Consider the following 15,844-nt stretch of genomic DNA (forward strand, 5'->3'; position numbering starts at 1 on the left):
GGGCCGAATGGTCAACGCAGACATCGAGATCGAGACGCTCGCCGAATTCGACCGGGTCGTGGCCCGCGGCTCGCTCAGCGGTTACCGGATCCAGTCGGTCAACCTGCTGGAGCGGACGTTCGCCCTGCTGTCCGCCGACACCTCGGCGGCCGTGTTCCTGGGCTGCGCGATGGAGCCCGACGCCTCGGTGAAGGTCCGCGCCGACGGCGCCCTGGTCTTCCCGCCCGTGCCGGACCTGCCGTTCAACCCGTACCGGAGCCTCCTCTACACGCCCGAGGAACTGTTCGCCGGGCTGCTCGACGGGTACGAGGCCACTCCCGACGCCCAGGCCTACGCCTGGTTCCAGGAGACCAAGGCGGACGGCGACGTCTTCTCCTCGATGCTGCGCTCCATCCATGACGACGCCGTCTCCGACGCGCTCGACGAGCACCTCGCCGGGGCCTGGGTGGTCGGCGTGATGGGCGGCCACGCCATGTCCCGGGGCCGCGCTGAGTACCGGGGCGCGGCCGAGCTGGGCCGGGCGCTGGCCCGGTCCGGGTTCACGGTGGCCACCGGCGGCGGGCCCGGCGCGATGGAGGCCGCCAACCTCGGCGCCTACCTGGCCCCGGCCCCCGACGAGGCCCTCGCCGAAGCCCTGGAGCTACTGGCCAAGGCCCCGTCCTTCGCCCCGTCGGTGTCCGACTGGGCGCAGGCGGCCTTCGCCGTACGCGACCGGTGGCCCGACGGCGGTGATTCGGTGGGCATTCCGACCTGGTTCTACGGTCACGAGCCGCCGAACGCCTTCGCGGGCCACATAGGCAAGTACTTCGCGAACGCCACCCGCGAGGACGGGCTGCTGGCGCGGTCCACGGCGGGCGTGGTGTTCCTGCCCGGTGCGGCGGGCACGGTCCAGGAGATCTTCGACAGCGCCACGCCGAACTACTACGCGTCGCGGGGCGAGCCGGCGCCGATGATCCTGGTCGACCGGGCCCACTGGACCGAGCACCTCCCGGCCTGGCCCCTGCTCAGGGCGCTGGCCCGCGGCCGGGCGATGGAGTCCCGGATCGCCCTCGTGGACTCGGTGGACGAGGTTCCGGACGCGCTCGCGTCGATGAGCTGAGCCCTCGAAGCAACTTCCCGGCCCGTTCCGACGTCTGGCAGAGGTACCGCAAAACCTGCCAGACGTGAACGGAGCCCTTGGTGCTCATAGGCCTGCTGACCGCTGTCGCGGCGTCCATCTGCTACGGGACGGGATCCGTCCTGCAAGCCGTCGGATCGCGCCGCGCCGCCCGGATGTCCCCGTCCGCCGCCGGGGTGACGGCGCACGGCGGCCCCAACCTGTCGTCCACCGCCAAAGCGGCGATGACCTGGGAGTTCATCGTCGGCACGATCCTGGACTTCGTGGGCTTCGGGCTCGGCGCGCTGGCGGCCCGGATGCTGCCGCTCTTCCTCTCCCAGACCGTGATCAGCGCCAATCTGGTGATCACGGCCGTGCTGAGCGTGAAGATGCTGGGCATCCGGCTGAGCCGCAAGGAGTGGACCTCCATCGGAGTGGTCTGCACGGCGCTGGTGCTGCTGGCGACGGCGGCGGGCCACGAGGGCGGCCACCACGCGCCGATGTCCACGCACTGGTGGCTGCTGGGGATCACCCTGCTGCTGATGGCGGGCGGCACGGTGGCCGTGCGGCTGCTGGGCGGCGGGGCCGCCATCCTGGCGGGCCTGCTGTCCGGCCTGGGCTTCGGCGCGCTCGGCGTCGGCGTCCGGATCCTCGACGGCATCGACCCCTTCGACCTGGGCACGCTGCTCTTCGACCCGGCGCTCTACGCCATCGTGGTGGCGGGTGTCGGCGGCATGTACCTGCACACCGTCGCCCTCCAGATCGGCTCGGTCAACGGTGCGACGGCGGCCCTGGTCGTCGGCGAGACGGTCCTCCCGGGCGCGATCGGCGTCCTGTGGCTCGGCGACGCCTCGCGCCCGGGTCTCGCCTGGCTGGCGGCCCTGGGCTTCGTCCTCGCCGTTGCCGGGGCGGTGGCGGTCGCCTGGTACGGCAAGCACGAGGGCTCCGACGCGGAGGCGGACGCCCCGGTCCCCGAGCCGGTGGCGTAGCCGACCCCGGTCACCCGACCGGCCGGTTCACCCGGCCGGCCGGTCCCCGATGGTGGCGGAGCCGCTCCTGCCGCTTGCTGGACGGGGGAGAAAGCGAGGGTTCATGGAACCCACGAGTCGGCGGCTGCGGACTCCGCACGCCGCGGGTATGGCCGGAGTCGCCTTCGCGCTGCTGCTCGCGGCGGCGATCGTGCTGATACGGATCGCCGTCCCGTCGGGGAACGCCGACACGGCCATCGATCCGGACCGGCGCTGGGCGGTACGGGCGGCCCTGGAGGTCGTGCCCTTCGCCGGGATCTTCTTCCTGTGGTTCATGGGCGCCCTGCGCTCCCACACCGGCGAGGCCGAGGACAGATTCATCGCCACCGTGTTCCTCGGCAGCGGATTCGTCTTCGTCGCCACCCTGTTCGTCGCCGCCGGGGCGGCGGGCACCGTGCTGGCGGAGAACACGCCGTCCGACTTCGGCCGCCACTACGCCTACACGATCCTCGCGACCTACTCCATGCGGATGGCGGCCGTCTTCGTCTTCTCGACCACGGCGATCGGGTGGCGGCTCGGGGCCTTCCCCAGGCCGCTGGCCGTCCTGGGCACCGTCGTCGGGCTGGTCCTGATCGTCATCGGGTCCGGTGTGCCCTGGTCCGAGCTGGTGTTCCCGGCCTGGGCTCTCGTCATCAGCGTCCACATCCTGCGAGCGCGGTCCTGACCTGTACATCTGCCGCCCGGCAGGCCGTCCCTGACTCCCGCGTGCATGCTGGATGAGGGGACGGATCGGGGACGGGGGCTCGGGGACGACGGGGATCACGCGGATGATCGGGCCACGGAAGGACGGGTCTTTCATGAGGCTTGTCGTCGACCTCAATCGCTGCCAGGGATACGCGCAGTGCGCGTTCCTCGCCCCCGACGTGTTCGCGATGCACGGAGACGAGTCGTTGCTGTACAACCCGGAGGCGGACGAGGAGCAGCGCGAGCACGTCGCGCGCGCCGTCGCGGCCTGTCCGGTCCAGGCGATCCTCGTCGAATACGACGCGTCGGACGAGCCCGCACTCACCGCGGAGGTGCCCGGTGAACGGTGACGGAAGTCTGGAGCGCTTCAAGCGCGACGGCCGGATCGTCGTCGTCGGCGCCTCCCTGGCCGGCTTGCGGGCGGCCGAGACCATGCGCGAGAAGGGCTTCACCGGCTCGCTCACGATGATCGGTGACGAACCGTACGAGCCGTACGACCGGCCCCCGCTGTCCAAGCAGGTCCTGCTGGGCAAGGCGACCGCGGACCGCACCGCGCTCCCCCGCCGCCGGGACATCGACGCGAAGTGGCGTCTCGGAGTCCCCGCCACCGGCCTGGACATGGCGGGCCGACGCGTCCGGCTCGCCGACGGTGACGAGGTGGAGTACGACCGCCTGCTCATCGCCACCGGCGTACGGGCCCGGCCGTGGCCGAACGAGGAGGAGGGTGCGCTGGACGGCGTCTTCGTCCTGCGCACCCGCGACGACGGCGCCGCACTGGAACGCAGCCTCGCGGCCGGTCCCCGCCGGGTGCTCGTCATCGGAGCCGGCTTCACCGGGTCGGAGATCGCGTCCGCCTGCCGCGAGCGCGGCCTGCCCGTCACCGTCGCCGAGCGGGGCGACGCCCCGCTGGTCGGCGCGCTCGGCGGAGTCATCGGCGAGGTCGCGGCCGAGATGCACCGCACGCACGAAGTGGACCTGCGTACCGGTGTGATGGTGACCGGGCTGGAGGGCGACCCCTCCGGGCGGGTCCGCGCCGCCCACCTCTCCGACGGCGCCACCGTCGAGGCCGACGTGGTGGTCGTCTCGCTCGGCGCGCAGCGCAACACCGAATGGCTCGCCGGATCCGGACTGGGTGCGGGACCCCGCGGCATCGCGTGTGACGCGGGCTGCCGGGCCTTCAACATCTGGGGCATCGTCACCGACGACATCTATGTGGCAGGTGACGTGGCACGCTCCCCGCACGCCCTGTTCGGGTACCAGTTCCTGTCCCTGGAGCACTGGGGCAACGCCGTCGCCCAGGCCGAGACGGCGGCGCACAACATGCTGAGCGAGGGCATGGACCGCCGCCCCCACGTGTGGGTCCCTGCCTTCTGGTCCTCCCAGTTCGGCGTGAACATCAAGTCCGTCGGCGTCCCTCCGATGGGAACGGAGATCCTCATCACGCAGGGCTCGCGCGACGAGCGCAGGTTCGCGGCCGTGTACGGCTACCAGGGGCGCGTCATCGCGGCCGTCACCTTCGACCAGTGCCGCTGGCTGCCGTTCTACCAGCACCTGATCGAGACGACCGCGCCGTTCCCGCCGTCGTTCACCACCGTGGACCGCAGGCCGGAGGGCCACAAGCCGCTGCCCGCGGACTTCCCGGACCCGTCGGTGCCCACGCACGGCCCGACCATCACCCTCAGCGGCTACTCGCCCGCCGACCGGAAGATGACCTTCACCCCCGCGCGCCACTGACCCCACCGCGCCCTCCCCCGAGGACCACGAGGACCTGTCATGACACAAGCCATCCTGCGGGAGATCATCGACTACGCGAATCGCGCCGATCCGTATCCGCTGTACGAGGAGCTCCGCAAGACGCCGGTGTGCCAGGACGGCGACGGGCCGTACGTCATCAGCACGTACTACGAGATCCAGAGCCTCCTCCACGACCCCCGGATCAGCTCCGACCGCCGCAACCTCACGCCGACGACGGGTGATCCGCTGGCCCAGACCGCCGAGGAGGAGGGGGAGACGGCCCTGCCGCCGTCCTTCCTGGGCCTCGACCCGCCGGAGCACGACCGGCTGCGCCGGATGACGAACCGGCCGTTCGGGCCGCCGCACTCCCCGCACCGGGTCCACGACATGCGCGGCGAGCTCAAGGGCATCGTCTCCGGGCTCGTCGACGGCCTCGTCGCGGCCGACGGGCTGGACCGGATCGACCTCGTCGACCAGTTCTCCTACCCCTTCCCGGTCTCGGTGATCTGCCGGCTGCTCGGTGTGCCGCCCGAGGACGAACCGCGGTTCCACGTCTGGGCCGACACCCTCGCCGCCAGCCTGGACCCCGACCCGGACGCAGACCCCTCCCAGCGCCACAAGGGTTCGCAGGACACCAGGATGGAGCTCGGCATGTACCTGGCCGGGCTGATCGAGGAGCGCCGCAAGAACCCCGGCGACGACATGCTGTCCCATCTGGCGACCGCGGACACGCCGGACGGCACGATGACGACGATGGAGATACTCAGCACCTCGGCCCTCCTGCTGATCGCGGGCCACGAGACCACCGTCAACCTCATCACCAACGGGATGCTGACCCTGCTGCGCCACCCGGAGGTCCTCCAGCGACTGCGCGAGGACCCGGGCCTGGCCGTCCCCATCGTCGAGGAACTGCTCCGCTACGAGCCGCCGGTGCAGCTGCTGCCCCAGCGCAGCCCGCTCGCCGAGATCGAGATCGGCGGCGTCACCATCCCCAAGGGCGCGTCGCTCTGGCTGATCCTGGCGTCCGGGAACCGCGACCCCAAGCGGTTCGACCACCCGGACCGCTTCGACCCGGACCGCGGGGACATCCAGCACCTCGGCCTCGGCAGCGGGATCCACAGTTGCTTCGGGGCTCCGCTGGCCCGGCTGGAGGCCCAGCTGGCGCTGAGCGAGCTGGCCCGCAGGCTGGAGAACCCGCAACTGCTGGAGGACCCGCCCCCCTACCGTCAGAACGCGGTCCTGCGCGGCCCGCGTCACCTGCCCATCTCCTGCGACGGCATCCGCGCCTAGGCCACGCCGTCTACGCCGCGTCGTCCACGTCACCGGAACCCGGGGCGTCCGCCGGGAGTACGACCACCTCCGCGGGGGCGAAGGTCACCGCGACCCGGTCCCCCACGGCGGGCGCCCCCGCCAGTGCGCACTCCGCCTCCAGCACCGGACCCGTCTGCGGCCGCAGCAGCAGCGCGACGTGTGTTCCCCGGAAAGTCCGGGAGACCACCTCGCACCGCAGGCCGTCCGGCCCCAGCACGACCCCCGCCGGGCGGATCAGCAGCCGCCGCTCCCCGTCCGCCTCCTCCGCAGGGACCGGCACCTTCCCCCACGGGGTCCCCGCCACGCCGCCCGACACCACGGCCGGCACCACGTTCTCGAAGCCCAGGAACCGCGCCACGAACTCCGACGCGGGCCGCCGCCACACCTCCAGCGGGGTACCGGCCTGCGCGATGCGCCCGTCGCGCATCACCACCACCCGGTCGGCCAGCGCGAAGGCCTCCCCCTGGTCGTGCGTGACGGCCAGCACGGTCGTGCCCAGCCGGGAGAACAGGCCCTGCAGCTCCACCACGAGGCGCTCCCGCAGCCCGCGGTCCAGCTGACCCAGCGGTTCGTCCAGCATCAGCAGCCGCGGGGACGGGGCCAGTGCCCGGGCCAGCGCGACCCGCTGCTGCTCGCCGCCCGACAGGGAGGCCACCGCCCGCTTCCCGGCTCCGGGGAGCCCGACCAGCTCCAGCAGCTCCGCGACCCGGCCCTCGCAGGCGCTCTTGGAGGAGCCCCGCATCCGCAGCCCGAAGGCGACGTTCCCGCCGACGTCCCGGTGCGGGAAGAGCTGGTGGTCCTGGAACATCAGGCCGACGCCCCGGCGGTGCACGGGCACGGCCGCCTGGTCCGCGCCGCCCAGCAGCACCCGCCCCGCGGACACCTGCTGGAGCCCGGCGACGACCCGGAGCAGGGTGGACTTGCCGCTCCCGCTCGGCCCCAGCACGCACACGATCTCGTGCTCGGCGACCCGCAGGTCCACGCGGTCCAGGGCGTACCCGCCCGCCCGCTCACCGAAGCGGACCGACACCCCTTCCAGCTGAAGCAGTGTCATCAGAATTCTCCGGAGGTCTTGTCGGGTCGCAGTCGCTCCAGCACCAGCAGGGACACCGCGCACACCAGCATCAGAATCGTGCTCAGGGCCATCGCCTGCCCGTAGTTCAGCTCACCGGCCCGTCCCAGCAGCCGCGCCACGGCCACCGGCAGCGTCGGCCGGTCGGGCCGGGCGATGAAGACGGTCGCGCCGAACTCGCCCAGCGAGACGGCGAAGGCGAACCCGGCCGCGATCAGCAGGGCCCGCCGCACCAGTGGCAGGTCCACCTCCCGCCACGCCCGCAGCGGGGACGCGCCGAGGACGGAGGCCGCCTCCCGCAACCGCGCGTCGACGGCGCGCAGGACCGGCAGCATGGTCCGTACGACGAAGGGCACGCCCACCAGCGCCTGCGCGAGCGGCACCAGGATCCACGAGGTCCGCAGATCCAGCGGCGGCTCGTCCAGGGTGATCAGGAAGCCGAAGCCCACCGTCACGGCGGACACCCCGAGCGGCAGCATCAGCAGCGCGTCGAAGCCCCGTACGAAACGGCCCGCGCGCCGGGTCAGCGCGGCGGCCGCGAGGCCTCCGACGACCAGGGCGATGGCGGTGGCGGCGAGCGCGTACTGGAGCGAGTTCCAGATCGCCTCCAGCGGCGGCACCAGGAACGTTCCGCCGCCGGCGCCCGTCTCCTGCAGCGCCCGGTAGAAGCCGAACCCGTATCCGCCGGGAACGTCGAAGGACCGTTCCACCAGCACGCCCAGCGGCAGCACGATCAGCAGCGCGACCGTCAGCAGCACGCCGCCCAGCAGGGCGCCCTGCGCCCAGCCGCGCGGCCGGTGGGCCGTACGCGCCGGGTCCACGAGCCGCAGCGCGGTCTCCCGCCGGCGCACCGTCCGGGCGTGCACGGCGAGGACCCCGCCGATCGCCGCGAACTGCACCATCGTCAGCACGGCGGCCGTGGACAGGTCCAGGAGCTGCGCGGTCTGGCGGTAGACCTCCACCTCCAGGGTGGAGTACGAGGGTCCGCCCAGGATCTGCACGACGCCGAAGGAGCTGAAGGTGAACAGGAACACCATCAGCGAGGCTGCCGCCACCGCCGGGGCCAGCGCCGGCAGCGTCACCAGCCGCCAGGCGGCGAACCGTCCGGCGCCCAGCACGCGGGCGGCCTCCTCCTGGCGCGGGTCCAGCTGCGCCCAGAGCCCGCCGACCGTCCGTACGACGACGGCGTAGTTGAAGAAGACGTGCGCGAGCAGGATCGCCCACACGGTGGTGTCCAGCCGGACGCCCCACAGCTCGTCCAGCAGCCCGCCCCGGCCGACCAGCGCGAGGAAGGCGGTACCGACCACCACGGTCGGCAGCACGAAGGGGACCGTCACCACCGCCCGCAGCAGCTCCTTGCCGGGGAAGTCGAGGCGCGCGAAGACGTACGCCGCGGGGAGGGCGATCACCAGCGTGAGCACGGTGGAGGCGAGCGCCTGCCAGGTGGTGAACCACAGCACGTCGGCGATGTCGGGCCGGGCGAGCACCTCGCCGATCCGGCCGAACTGCCAGCCGTCGTCGGTCTTGAGCCCGCGCCCGACGATCGCGGCGACGGGATAGGCGAAGAACAGCCCGAAGAAGACCAGGGGTACGGCCATCAGGGCGAGTCGCACCGCGATCGCCCGCCGGCCTTCACGAGGGCCGGGGCCCGGCGCGGCGCCCCCCGGCGCCGCACCCGACTCCTTGATACCGCCTACTTCACGACGAGCGAGGTCCATGCCTTGACCCACTGATCACGGTTCTTGGCGATGGTCTCGGGAGCGACGCTCTCGGGCTTCTCGATCACCACACCGTGCTTCGTGAACAGCTCCGGCAGGGAAGCGTCCTTCGTCACCGGGTTCACGAACATCTGGAGGGGCATGTCCTCCTGGAACTTCTTGCTGATCAGGAAGTCCACGAGGGCCTTGCCGCCCTCCTCGTTCTTCGCACCCTTCAACAGACCCGCGAACTCGATCTGGCGGAAGCAGGTGCCGGTGGAGACGCCCGTCGGGGCCTCGGCCGGCTGCGGCTCGCCGTACAGCACCTCGACCGGCGGGCTGGAGGCGTAGGAGACCACCAGCGGACGGTCGCCCTTGGCCTTCTTGCCGCCCGCGGAGCCCGAGAAGCGCTCGTTGTAGGCCTGCTCCCAGCCGTCGACGACCTCGACGCCGTTGGCCTTGAGCTTGCTCCAGTAGTCCTTCCAGCCCTCTTCGCCGTACTTGCCGACGGAGGCGAGCAGGAAGCCGAGACCGGGTGAGGAGGTCGCCGCGTTCTCGGTGACCAGCAGGTTCTTGTACTCCGGCTTGACCAGGTCGTCCAGCGTCTGCGGCGGGGCGAGCTTCTTGTCCGCGAAGTAAGCCCTGTCGTAGTTGACGCAGATGTCGCCGGAGTCGATCGGCGTGACCCGGTGCTCCTTGTCGAGCACGTACTCGGACTTCACCCCGGCCAGGCCCTTGGCCTCGTACGGCGTGAAGATCCCGTTGTCGAGGGCGCGCGAGAGCAGGGTGTTGTCGACGCCGAAGAAGACGTCGCCGCGCGGGGAGCCCTTGGTGAGGATCTCCTGGTTGAGCGCCGCGCCCGCGTCCCCCGACTTCAGCACCTTGACGGTGTAGCCGCTCTGCTGCTCGAACTCCTTGAGGACCGTGTCGGTCACGTTGAAGGAGTCGTGGGAGACGAGCGTGACGGTCTTGGACTTCGGGGCGTCGCTCGAACCCGCGGACTTGTCCTTGGCATCGCTGCCGCAGGCGCTGAGCGTGGCGACGCCCAGCGCGGCCGCGAGCGCTGCGCCCGCCAGCTTCTTGGTGGTGCTCACTGGTGAATTCCTCCTGGGATGTCCAGGAGAAGACGCGGCCCTGCCCGGCGCTCTTCGCGAGCGGACGCCGGGCAGGGCGCAACAGCTTGAGTGGTGACCGAACTTCCTACCCCGAATGACCGGGGCGAGGTTCAGAGGGTCTGCGGATGACGGATACCGCACTCTCAGCGCTGTGGCGCTCCCCTGTCGGAATATGAAATTGGTTCGGCCACAGGGTACCCCGTGGCCGATTGTGACCGGCCAGAACCGGAAGCTAGCGCTCCGAAGCGGCCAGCTGACCGCATGCGCCGTCGATCTCCTGACCGCGGGTGTCCCGTACGGTCACGGGGACGCCGTGCCGGGCGATGGCATCCACGAAGGCCTTCTCGTCCTCGGGCCGCGAGGCGGTCCACTTGGAGCCGGGCGTCGGGTTCAGCGGGATCAGATTGACGTGGACACGCTTGCCCTTGAGCAGCTTGCCCAGCAGGTCACCGCGCCAGGCCTGGTCGTTGATGTCGCGGATCAGGGCGTACTCGATGGAGATCCGGCGGCCGGACTTCTCCGCGTACTCCCAGGCCGCATCGAGGACCTCGCGGACGTTCCAGCGGGTGTTCACGGGGACCAGGGTGTCGCGCAGCTCGTCGTCGGGCGCGTGCAGCGAGACGGCGAGGCGGCACTTGAAGCCCTCGTCGGCGAAGCGCAGCATGGCCGGGACCAGGCCGACGGTGGAGACGGTGATGCCGCGCTGGGAGAGGCCCAGGCCGTCGGGCTCCGGGTCGGTGAGGCGGCGGATGGCTCCGACCACGCGGTTGTAGTTGGCCAGCGGCTCGCCCATGCCCATGAAGACGATGTTCGACAGCCGCGCCGGGCCACCGGGGACCTCACCGTCGCGCAGCGCGCGCATGCCGTCGACGATCTGGTGCACGATCTCGGCGGTGGACAGGTTGCGGTCCAGACCCGCCTGGCCGGTGGCACAGAACGGGCAGTTCATGCCGCATCCGGCCTGCGAGGAGATGCACATCGTGACCCGGTCGGGGTAGCGCATGAGCACGGACTCGACGAGCGTGCCGTCGTGCAGCTTCCACAGGGTCTTGCGGGTGGTGTCGTTGTCGCAGCTGATGTGCCGGATGACGTTCATCAGGTCCGGGAGGAGCTCCTGCTGCAGCTTCTCGCGGGAGCCCGCGGGGATGTCGGTCCACTCGGCCGGGTCGTGCGCGTAGCGCGCGAAGTAGTGCTGGGAGAGCTGCTTGGCCCGGAACGGCTTCTCGCCGATCGCGGCCACCGCCTCACGGCGCTCCTCGGGAGTGAGGTCGGCGAGGTGCCGGGGCGGCTTCTTGGCTCCGCGCGGGGCGACGAAGGTGAGCTCTCCCGGAACAGGGCGGGCCATGGCAGGTACTCCTTGTAAGACGAAAGGCGCGCCGCAGAAGCAGCGCGCCTTCCAAGAGTAACCGCCCGGCGTGTTACGACGCCTTTGGGCAGGTCAGCCCGTACCGACGAACGCGGCCAGCAGCAGCCAGACCACCGGAGCGGTCGGCAGCAGCGAGTCGAGCCGGTCCATGATGCCGCCGTGTCCCGGCAGCAGGGTGCCCATGTCCTTGATGCCCAGGTCCCGCTTGATCATCGACTCGCCGAGGTCGCCCAGTGTGGCGCTGACGGCGACCGCCAGGCCCAGCAGCAGGCCCTGCCACCAAGAACCGCCGTCGATCAGGAACTCCATGCACAGCGCGCCGGCGGCCATCGCGAAGGCCACCGCGCCGAACAGGCCCTCGCGGGTCTTTCCGGGGCTGATGCGCGGCGCGAGCTTGGTCTTGCCGAAGCGCCAGCCGACCGCGTAGGCCCCGGTGTCGCTGACCACCGTCAGGAGCAGGAAGGTGATCACCCGCTGCGGCCCGTCGTCGGCGGTGAGCAGCATCGCGACGAAGGTGGCCAGGAAGGGCACGTAGAACGCCGCGAAGGCACCCGCCGTGACGTCCTTGAGGTAGTCCTCGGGCGGCTCGGTCATCCGCCAGACCAGGACCGCCAGCACGGTCAGGGCCATGGCCACCCAGGCGCCCTCGGCGCCGCGGACGTATCCGGCGATGACCATGGCCGCCCCGCCGACGGCGAGCGGGACGAGCGGGGCCTTGATGCCCTTCTTCTCCTGCAGCCGGGAGGTGAGCTCCCACAGGCCCACGACGACGGCAACGACGACGACGCCGACGAAGACCGCCTTGACGATCAGCAGCGAGGCGAAGATGACCGCGCCGAGGCCGACGCCGACCCCTATGGCGGCACGCAGGTCCCGCCCCGCGCGCTTCTTCGGCGGCGGTGGCGAGGCGTCCTGCGGCTGCGGGGCATGCGGGGGCGGGGGGCTGGGCATGGGCTCCTGCGGCGGCGTCTCGGCGCGGAAGAGGAGGCCGCCGTCCAAGACGGCCCCCCGATCGCGTGCTTCCCGGTCGTCGAAGTCACGGCCGGCGGCATCGGGCACGATGGGCATGGGCCGAGTGTGCGGGCCCACTTGCGCATCGTATGCGGGACCCGCCGGAACTGGCTCCGGCTGCCAGGAAGAGTCGTTCATCAGACTTCGAGGAGCTCGGCTTCCTTGTGCTTGAGCAGCTCGTCCACCTGCGCGACGTACTTCGCGGTGGTGTCGTCGAGCTCCTTCTCGGCGCGGCGCACCTCGTCCTCGCCGGCCTCCTTGTCCTTGACGAGCTTGTCAAGGGCGTCCTTCGCCTTGCGGCGGACGGCGCGCAGGGAGATCTTGGAGTCCTCGGCCTTGGTGCGCGCGACCTTGATGTACTCCTTGCGGCGGTCCTGCGTCAGCTCGGGGAAGGTCACCCGGATGATGCTGCCGTCGTTGCTCGGGTTGACACCGAGGTCGGAGTCGCGGATGGCCTGCTCGATGTTGCGCAGGGCGCTCTTGTCGAACGGGGTCACGATCGCCATGCGCGGCTCGGGCACCGAGAAGGACGCGAGCTGGTTGATGGGCGTGATGGCGCCGTAGTACTCCGCCACGATCTTGTTGAACATCGCCGGGTGCGCACGACCGGTGCGAATCGCGGCGAAGTCTTCCTTGGCGACGACGACGGCCTTTTCCATCTTCTCCTCGGCCTCGAGGAGGATCTCTTCGGTCACCACGTGCTCCTGCATGTCTTGAATGGATGGTTCAGGCGGGCGGGGCGGGCGGGTCCGGTCCGGGCTCGGTCCGGCAGCGGACTGCTCAGGCCCGGGTTCCCTGGTCGCTGACGAGCGTGCCGATCTTCTCACCCTTGACGGCGCGCGCGATATTGCCCTCGGCGAGCAGCTCGAAGACGAGGATCGGCAGCTTGTTGTCACGGCACAGCGTGATGGCGGTCGCGTCCGCGACCTTGAGGTCGCGGGAGAGGACCTCTCCGTACTCCAGCGCGTCGAACTTCACCGCGTCGGGGTTCTTCTTCGGGTCGGAGTCGTAGACCCCGTCGACACCGTTCTTGCCCATGAGCAGGGCCTCGGCGTCGATCTCCAGGGCGCGCTGGGCGGCCGTGGTGTCGGTGGAGAAGTACGGCATGCCCATGCCGGCGCCGAAGATGACGACGCGGCCCTTCTCCAGGTGCCGCACGGCGCGCAGCGGGATGTACGGCTCCGCGACCTGGCCCATGGTGATGGCGGTCTGCACGCGGGAGTCGATGCCCTCCTTCTCCAGGAAGTCCTGGAGGGCGAGGCAGTTCATGACCGTGCCGAGCATGCCCATGTAGTCGGACCGGGCCCGGTCCATGCCGCGCTGCTGGAGTTCGGCGCCGCGGAAGAAGTTTCCGCCGCCGATCACGACGGCGATCTCCGCGCCGTCACGGACCACCGCGGCGATCTCGCGCGCGATGGCGTGGACGACGTCGGGGTCGACGCCCAGTCCTCTGCCACCCGAGAAGGCTTCGCCCGACAGCTTCAGCATGAAGCGGCGGCCCTTCTTGTCCTGGTCGCTCTTGTCGTCGGAAGCGGTGTGGGGGTCCACGCCCTGATTCATGGAGATCTCCTCGTGCACATACGAAGAAGGCCATTGCCGGTGGGTCCTCGCGGTTCCCTCTGCGGCAATGGCCTCCTCGTCAGATCTGCGGTCGCCTCGCGCAAGCGCGGACGACTGCCTCAGACCCTACCGGGGTCCGGTGTCCGTTCGCGTACGGACGGACTCAGATGCCGACCTTGATGCGGCTGAAGCGCTTCAGGGTGACACCGGCCTCGTCCAGGACCTTCTGGACGGACTTCTTGTTGTCCAGCGCGTACGCCTGGCCCAGCAGGGTGGCGTCCTTGAAGAAGCCGTTGATGCGACCCTCGACGATCTTCGGCAGGGCGGCCTCGGGCTTGCCCTCCGCGCGGGTGACCTCTTCGGCGATGCGACGCTCGGACTCGACCTTCTCGGCCGGGACGTCTTCCTTGGAGAGCCACTGCGGGGCGAACGCCGCGATGTGCTGCGCGATGCCGCGGGCGACCTCGGCGTTCTCCTTGTCGAGCTCGACAAGGACACCGATCTGGAACGGCAGGTCGGGCATCGTGCGGTGCATGTACGACGCGACGTAGGCGCCGGAGAACTGCGCGAAGCGGTCCAGGACGATCTTCTCGCCGAGGTTGGCGTTCGCCTCGTCCACGAAGGCCGTGACGGTCTTGCCGGGCTCGATCTCGGAGGCGAGCAGCGCCTCGATGTCGGCCGGGGAGGTGGCGGCGACGTGCGCGGCCAGCTGGTTGGCGACGGCCAGGAACTTCTCGCCCTTGGCGACGAAGTCCGTCTCGCACTTCAGCTCGACGAGGACACCGGAGGTGTTGTCGTCGGCGATCAGGGAGACGACGGCACCGTTCTCGGCAGAACGGCCCTCGCGCTTGGCGACGCCCTTCTGACCCTTGATGCGGAGGGCCTCCTGGGCCTTCTCGACGTCGCCGTCAGCCTCGACCAGCGCGTTCTTGCAGTCCAGCATGCCGGCGCCGGTGAGCTCGCGGAGCTTCTTGACGTCAGCGGCGGTGTAGTTCGCCATGAGTCTGTGATTCTCTCTCGAAGTCGTAGATCTACGGGTGAACGGCGGAGGCGCCGCGCCGTGCGCGCGGCTCCCCCGCCGTCATCGTCCGTGCTGTGAGTGCCCGGCGTCTGAACGCCGGGCGCTCTCAGTGGGTCAGGCCTGCTCGGCGTCGGCGGCCGGGGCAGCCTCGGCGGCGGGGGCCTCGGCGGCCGGGGTCTCGGCGGCAGCCTCGGCCGGAGCGGCCTCGGCGTCGTCGGCCTTCTTGTCGCCCTCGAGCAGGTCGCGCTCCCACTCGGCGAGCGGCTCGGCGGCGGCCTTCTCGCCCGGCTTCGAGTCGCCGGTCGCAGCGCCGGAGCGGGCGATGAGGCCCTCGGCGACGGCGTCGGCGATCACGCGGGTGAGCAGGGTGACGGAGCGGATCGCGTCGTCGTTGCCCGGGATCTTGTAGTCGACCTCGTCGGGGTCACAGTTGGTGTCGAGGATCGCGACGACCGGGATGTGGAGCTTGCGCGCCTCACCGACGGCGATGTGCTCCTTCTTGGTGTCGACGATCCAGACGGCGCTGGGGACCTTCGACATCTCGCGGATACCACCGAGGGTCTTCTCCAGCTTGGTCTTCTCGCGGGAGAGGACCAGGAGCTCCTTCTTGGTGAGACCCGAGGCGGCGACGTCCTCGAAGTCGATCGCCTCAAGCTCCTTCAGACGCTGGAGGCGCTTGTAGACGGTGGAGAAGTTGGTGAGCATGCCACCCAGCCACCGCTGGTTGACGTACGGCATACCAACGCGCGTCGCCTGCTCGGCGATGGCCTCCTGGGCCTGCTTCTTGGTACCGACGAACATGATGGAGCCACCGTGCGCGACGGTCTCCTTCACGAACTCGTAGGCGCGGTCGATGTACGACAGCGACTGCAGCAGGTCGATGATGTAGATGCCGTTGCGCTCCGTGAAGATGAAGCGCTTCATCTTCGGGTTCCAACGGCGGGTCTGGTGACCGAAGTGGACGCCGCTTTCCAGCAGCTCCCGCATCGTGACGACGGCCATGGCCATCTCCTTGGTTTCTCGGTTTGGTTCCTGACGCCCCGCCGCGCCCTGCCCCCATCGGGGACCGAGAGACGCTGTCACCTGGCCGTTTCGGCTCGGTGCTGGGGCGTGCGAAGTCGACCCGGTGACCCGGATCGCCACAAGAAG

Annotated in this window: 15 protein-coding genes and 1 riboswitch; of the genes, 6 read left to right on the forward strand and 9 right to left on the reverse strand. The window is 70.6% G+C overall.

Annotation, left to right across the window (positions count from 1 at the left end):
- The first annotated feature begins 7 nt into the window (after positions 1-7).
- From ACFYOB_RS26185 to ACFYOB_RS26210, 6 genes are all read left to right on the forward strand, one after another.
- Positions 8-1,099, forward strand: a complete 1,092-nt coding sequence (locus tag ACFYOB_RS26185; protein ID WP_388563377.1) for an LOG family protein — start codon at positions 8-10, stop codon at positions 1,097-1,099.
- 80 nt (positions 1,100-1,179) lie between these two features.
- On the forward strand, positions 1,180-2,085 hold the full coding sequence (locus ACFYOB_RS26190; RefSeq protein ID WP_388563379.1) for a hypothetical protein: 906 nt from the start codon (positions 1,180-1,182) through the stop codon (positions 2,083-2,085).
- 103 nt (positions 2,086-2,188) lie between these two features.
- A complete protein-coding gene (locus tag ACFYOB_RS26195; protein WP_388563381.1) occupies positions 2,189-2,788 on the forward strand; it encodes a hypothetical protein in 600 nt (199 codons plus the stop codon).
- 133 nt (positions 2,789-2,921) lie between these two features.
- A complete protein-coding gene (locus ACFYOB_RS26200; protein WP_388563383.1) occupies positions 2,922-3,158 on the forward strand; it encodes a ferredoxin in 237 nt (78 codons plus the stop codon).
- Positions 3,148-4,542, forward strand: a complete 1,395-nt coding sequence (locus tag ACFYOB_RS26205) for an NAD(P)/FAD-dependent oxidoreductase (protein ID WP_388563385.1) — start codon at positions 3,148-3,150, stop codon at positions 4,540-4,542. The genes ACFYOB_RS26200 and ACFYOB_RS26205 overlap by 11 nt, the downstream gene beginning before the upstream one ends.
- A 39-nt stretch (positions 4,543-4,581) precedes the next feature.
- Positions 4,582-5,832 carry a cytochrome P450 gene (locus ACFYOB_RS26210; protein ID WP_388563387.1) on the forward strand — a complete coding sequence of 417 codons (1,251 nt, stop codon included), beginning with the start codon at positions 4,582-4,584 and terminating at the stop codon, positions 5,830-5,832.
- Between the two features lie 10 nt (positions 5,833-5,842).
- On the opposite strand, the gene ACFYOB_RS26215 is transcribed toward ACFYOB_RS26210, so the two are convergent.
- From ACFYOB_RS26215 to rpsB, 9 genes are all read right to left on the reverse strand, one after another.
- The gene (locus ACFYOB_RS26215; protein ID WP_388563389.1) at positions 5,843-6,907 is read right to left on the reverse strand and encodes an ABC transporter ATP-binding protein; all 1,065 of its coding nucleotides are present in this window, start codon (positions 6,905-6,907) and stop codon (positions 5,843-5,845) included.
- Entirely contained in the window at positions 6,907-8,523 is a 1,617-nt protein-coding gene (locus ACFYOB_RS26220) for an ABC transporter permease (RefSeq protein WP_388563391.1), read from the reverse strand. The genes ACFYOB_RS26215 and ACFYOB_RS26220 overlap by 1 nt, the downstream gene beginning before the upstream one ends.
- Before the next feature lie 95 nt (positions 8,524-8,618).
- The gene (locus tag ACFYOB_RS26225; protein ID WP_388563393.1) at positions 8,619-9,716 is read right to left on the reverse strand and encodes a thiamine ABC transporter substrate binding subunit; all 1,098 of its coding nucleotides are present in this window, start codon (positions 9,714-9,716) and stop codon (positions 8,619-8,621) included.
- A gap of 85 nt (positions 9,717-9,801) precedes the next feature.
- Positions 9,802-9,911: riboswitch (TPP riboswitch) on the reverse strand.
- Between the two features lie 58 nt (positions 9,912-9,969).
- Positions 9,970-11,082 (reverse strand): 23S rRNA (adenine(2503)-C(2))-methyltransferase RlmN, encoded by a 1,113-nt coding sequence (gene rlmN / locus ACFYOB_RS26230; protein ID WP_388563395.1) that lies wholly within the window; start codon positions 11,080-11,082, stop codon positions 9,970-9,972.
- A gap of 93 nt (positions 11,083-11,175) precedes the next feature.
- The gene (locus tag ACFYOB_RS26235) at positions 11,176-12,252 is read right to left on the reverse strand and encodes a phosphatidate cytidylyltransferase (RefSeq protein WP_388563397.1); all 1,077 of its coding nucleotides are present in this window, start codon (positions 12,250-12,252) and stop codon (positions 11,176-11,178) included.
- Positions 12,252-12,809, reverse strand: a complete 558-nt coding sequence (gene frr, locus ACFYOB_RS26240; protein ID WP_030016386.1) for a ribosome recycling factor — start codon at positions 12,807-12,809, stop codon at positions 12,252-12,254. The genes ACFYOB_RS26235 and frr overlap by 1 nt, the downstream gene beginning before the upstream one ends.
- 85 nt (positions 12,810-12,894) lie before the next feature.
- Positions 12,895-13,674 carry a UMP kinase gene (pyrH, locus tag ACFYOB_RS26245; protein ID WP_073913371.1) on the reverse strand — a complete coding sequence of 260 codons (780 nt, stop codon included), beginning with the start codon at positions 13,672-13,674 and terminating at the stop codon, positions 12,895-12,897.
- 163 nt (positions 13,675-13,837) lie between these two features.
- The gene (gene tsf / locus ACFYOB_RS26250) at positions 13,838-14,674 is read right to left on the reverse strand and encodes a translation elongation factor Ts (protein WP_362394135.1); all 837 of its coding nucleotides are present in this window, start codon (positions 14,672-14,674) and stop codon (positions 13,838-13,840) included.
- Between the two features lie 135 nt (positions 14,675-14,809).
- Positions 14,810-15,697 carry a 30S ribosomal protein S2 gene (rpsB, locus tag ACFYOB_RS26255; protein ID WP_388563400.1) on the reverse strand — a complete coding sequence of 296 codons (888 nt, stop codon included), beginning with the start codon at positions 15,695-15,697 and terminating at the stop codon, positions 14,810-14,812.
- Positions 15,698-15,844 lie beyond the last annotated feature (147 nt).

The sequence above is a fragment of the Streptomyces sp. NPDC006463 genome, assembly GCF_042870715.1.
GTDB lineage: Bacteria > Actinomycetota > Actinomycetes > Streptomycetales > Streptomycetaceae > Streptomyces.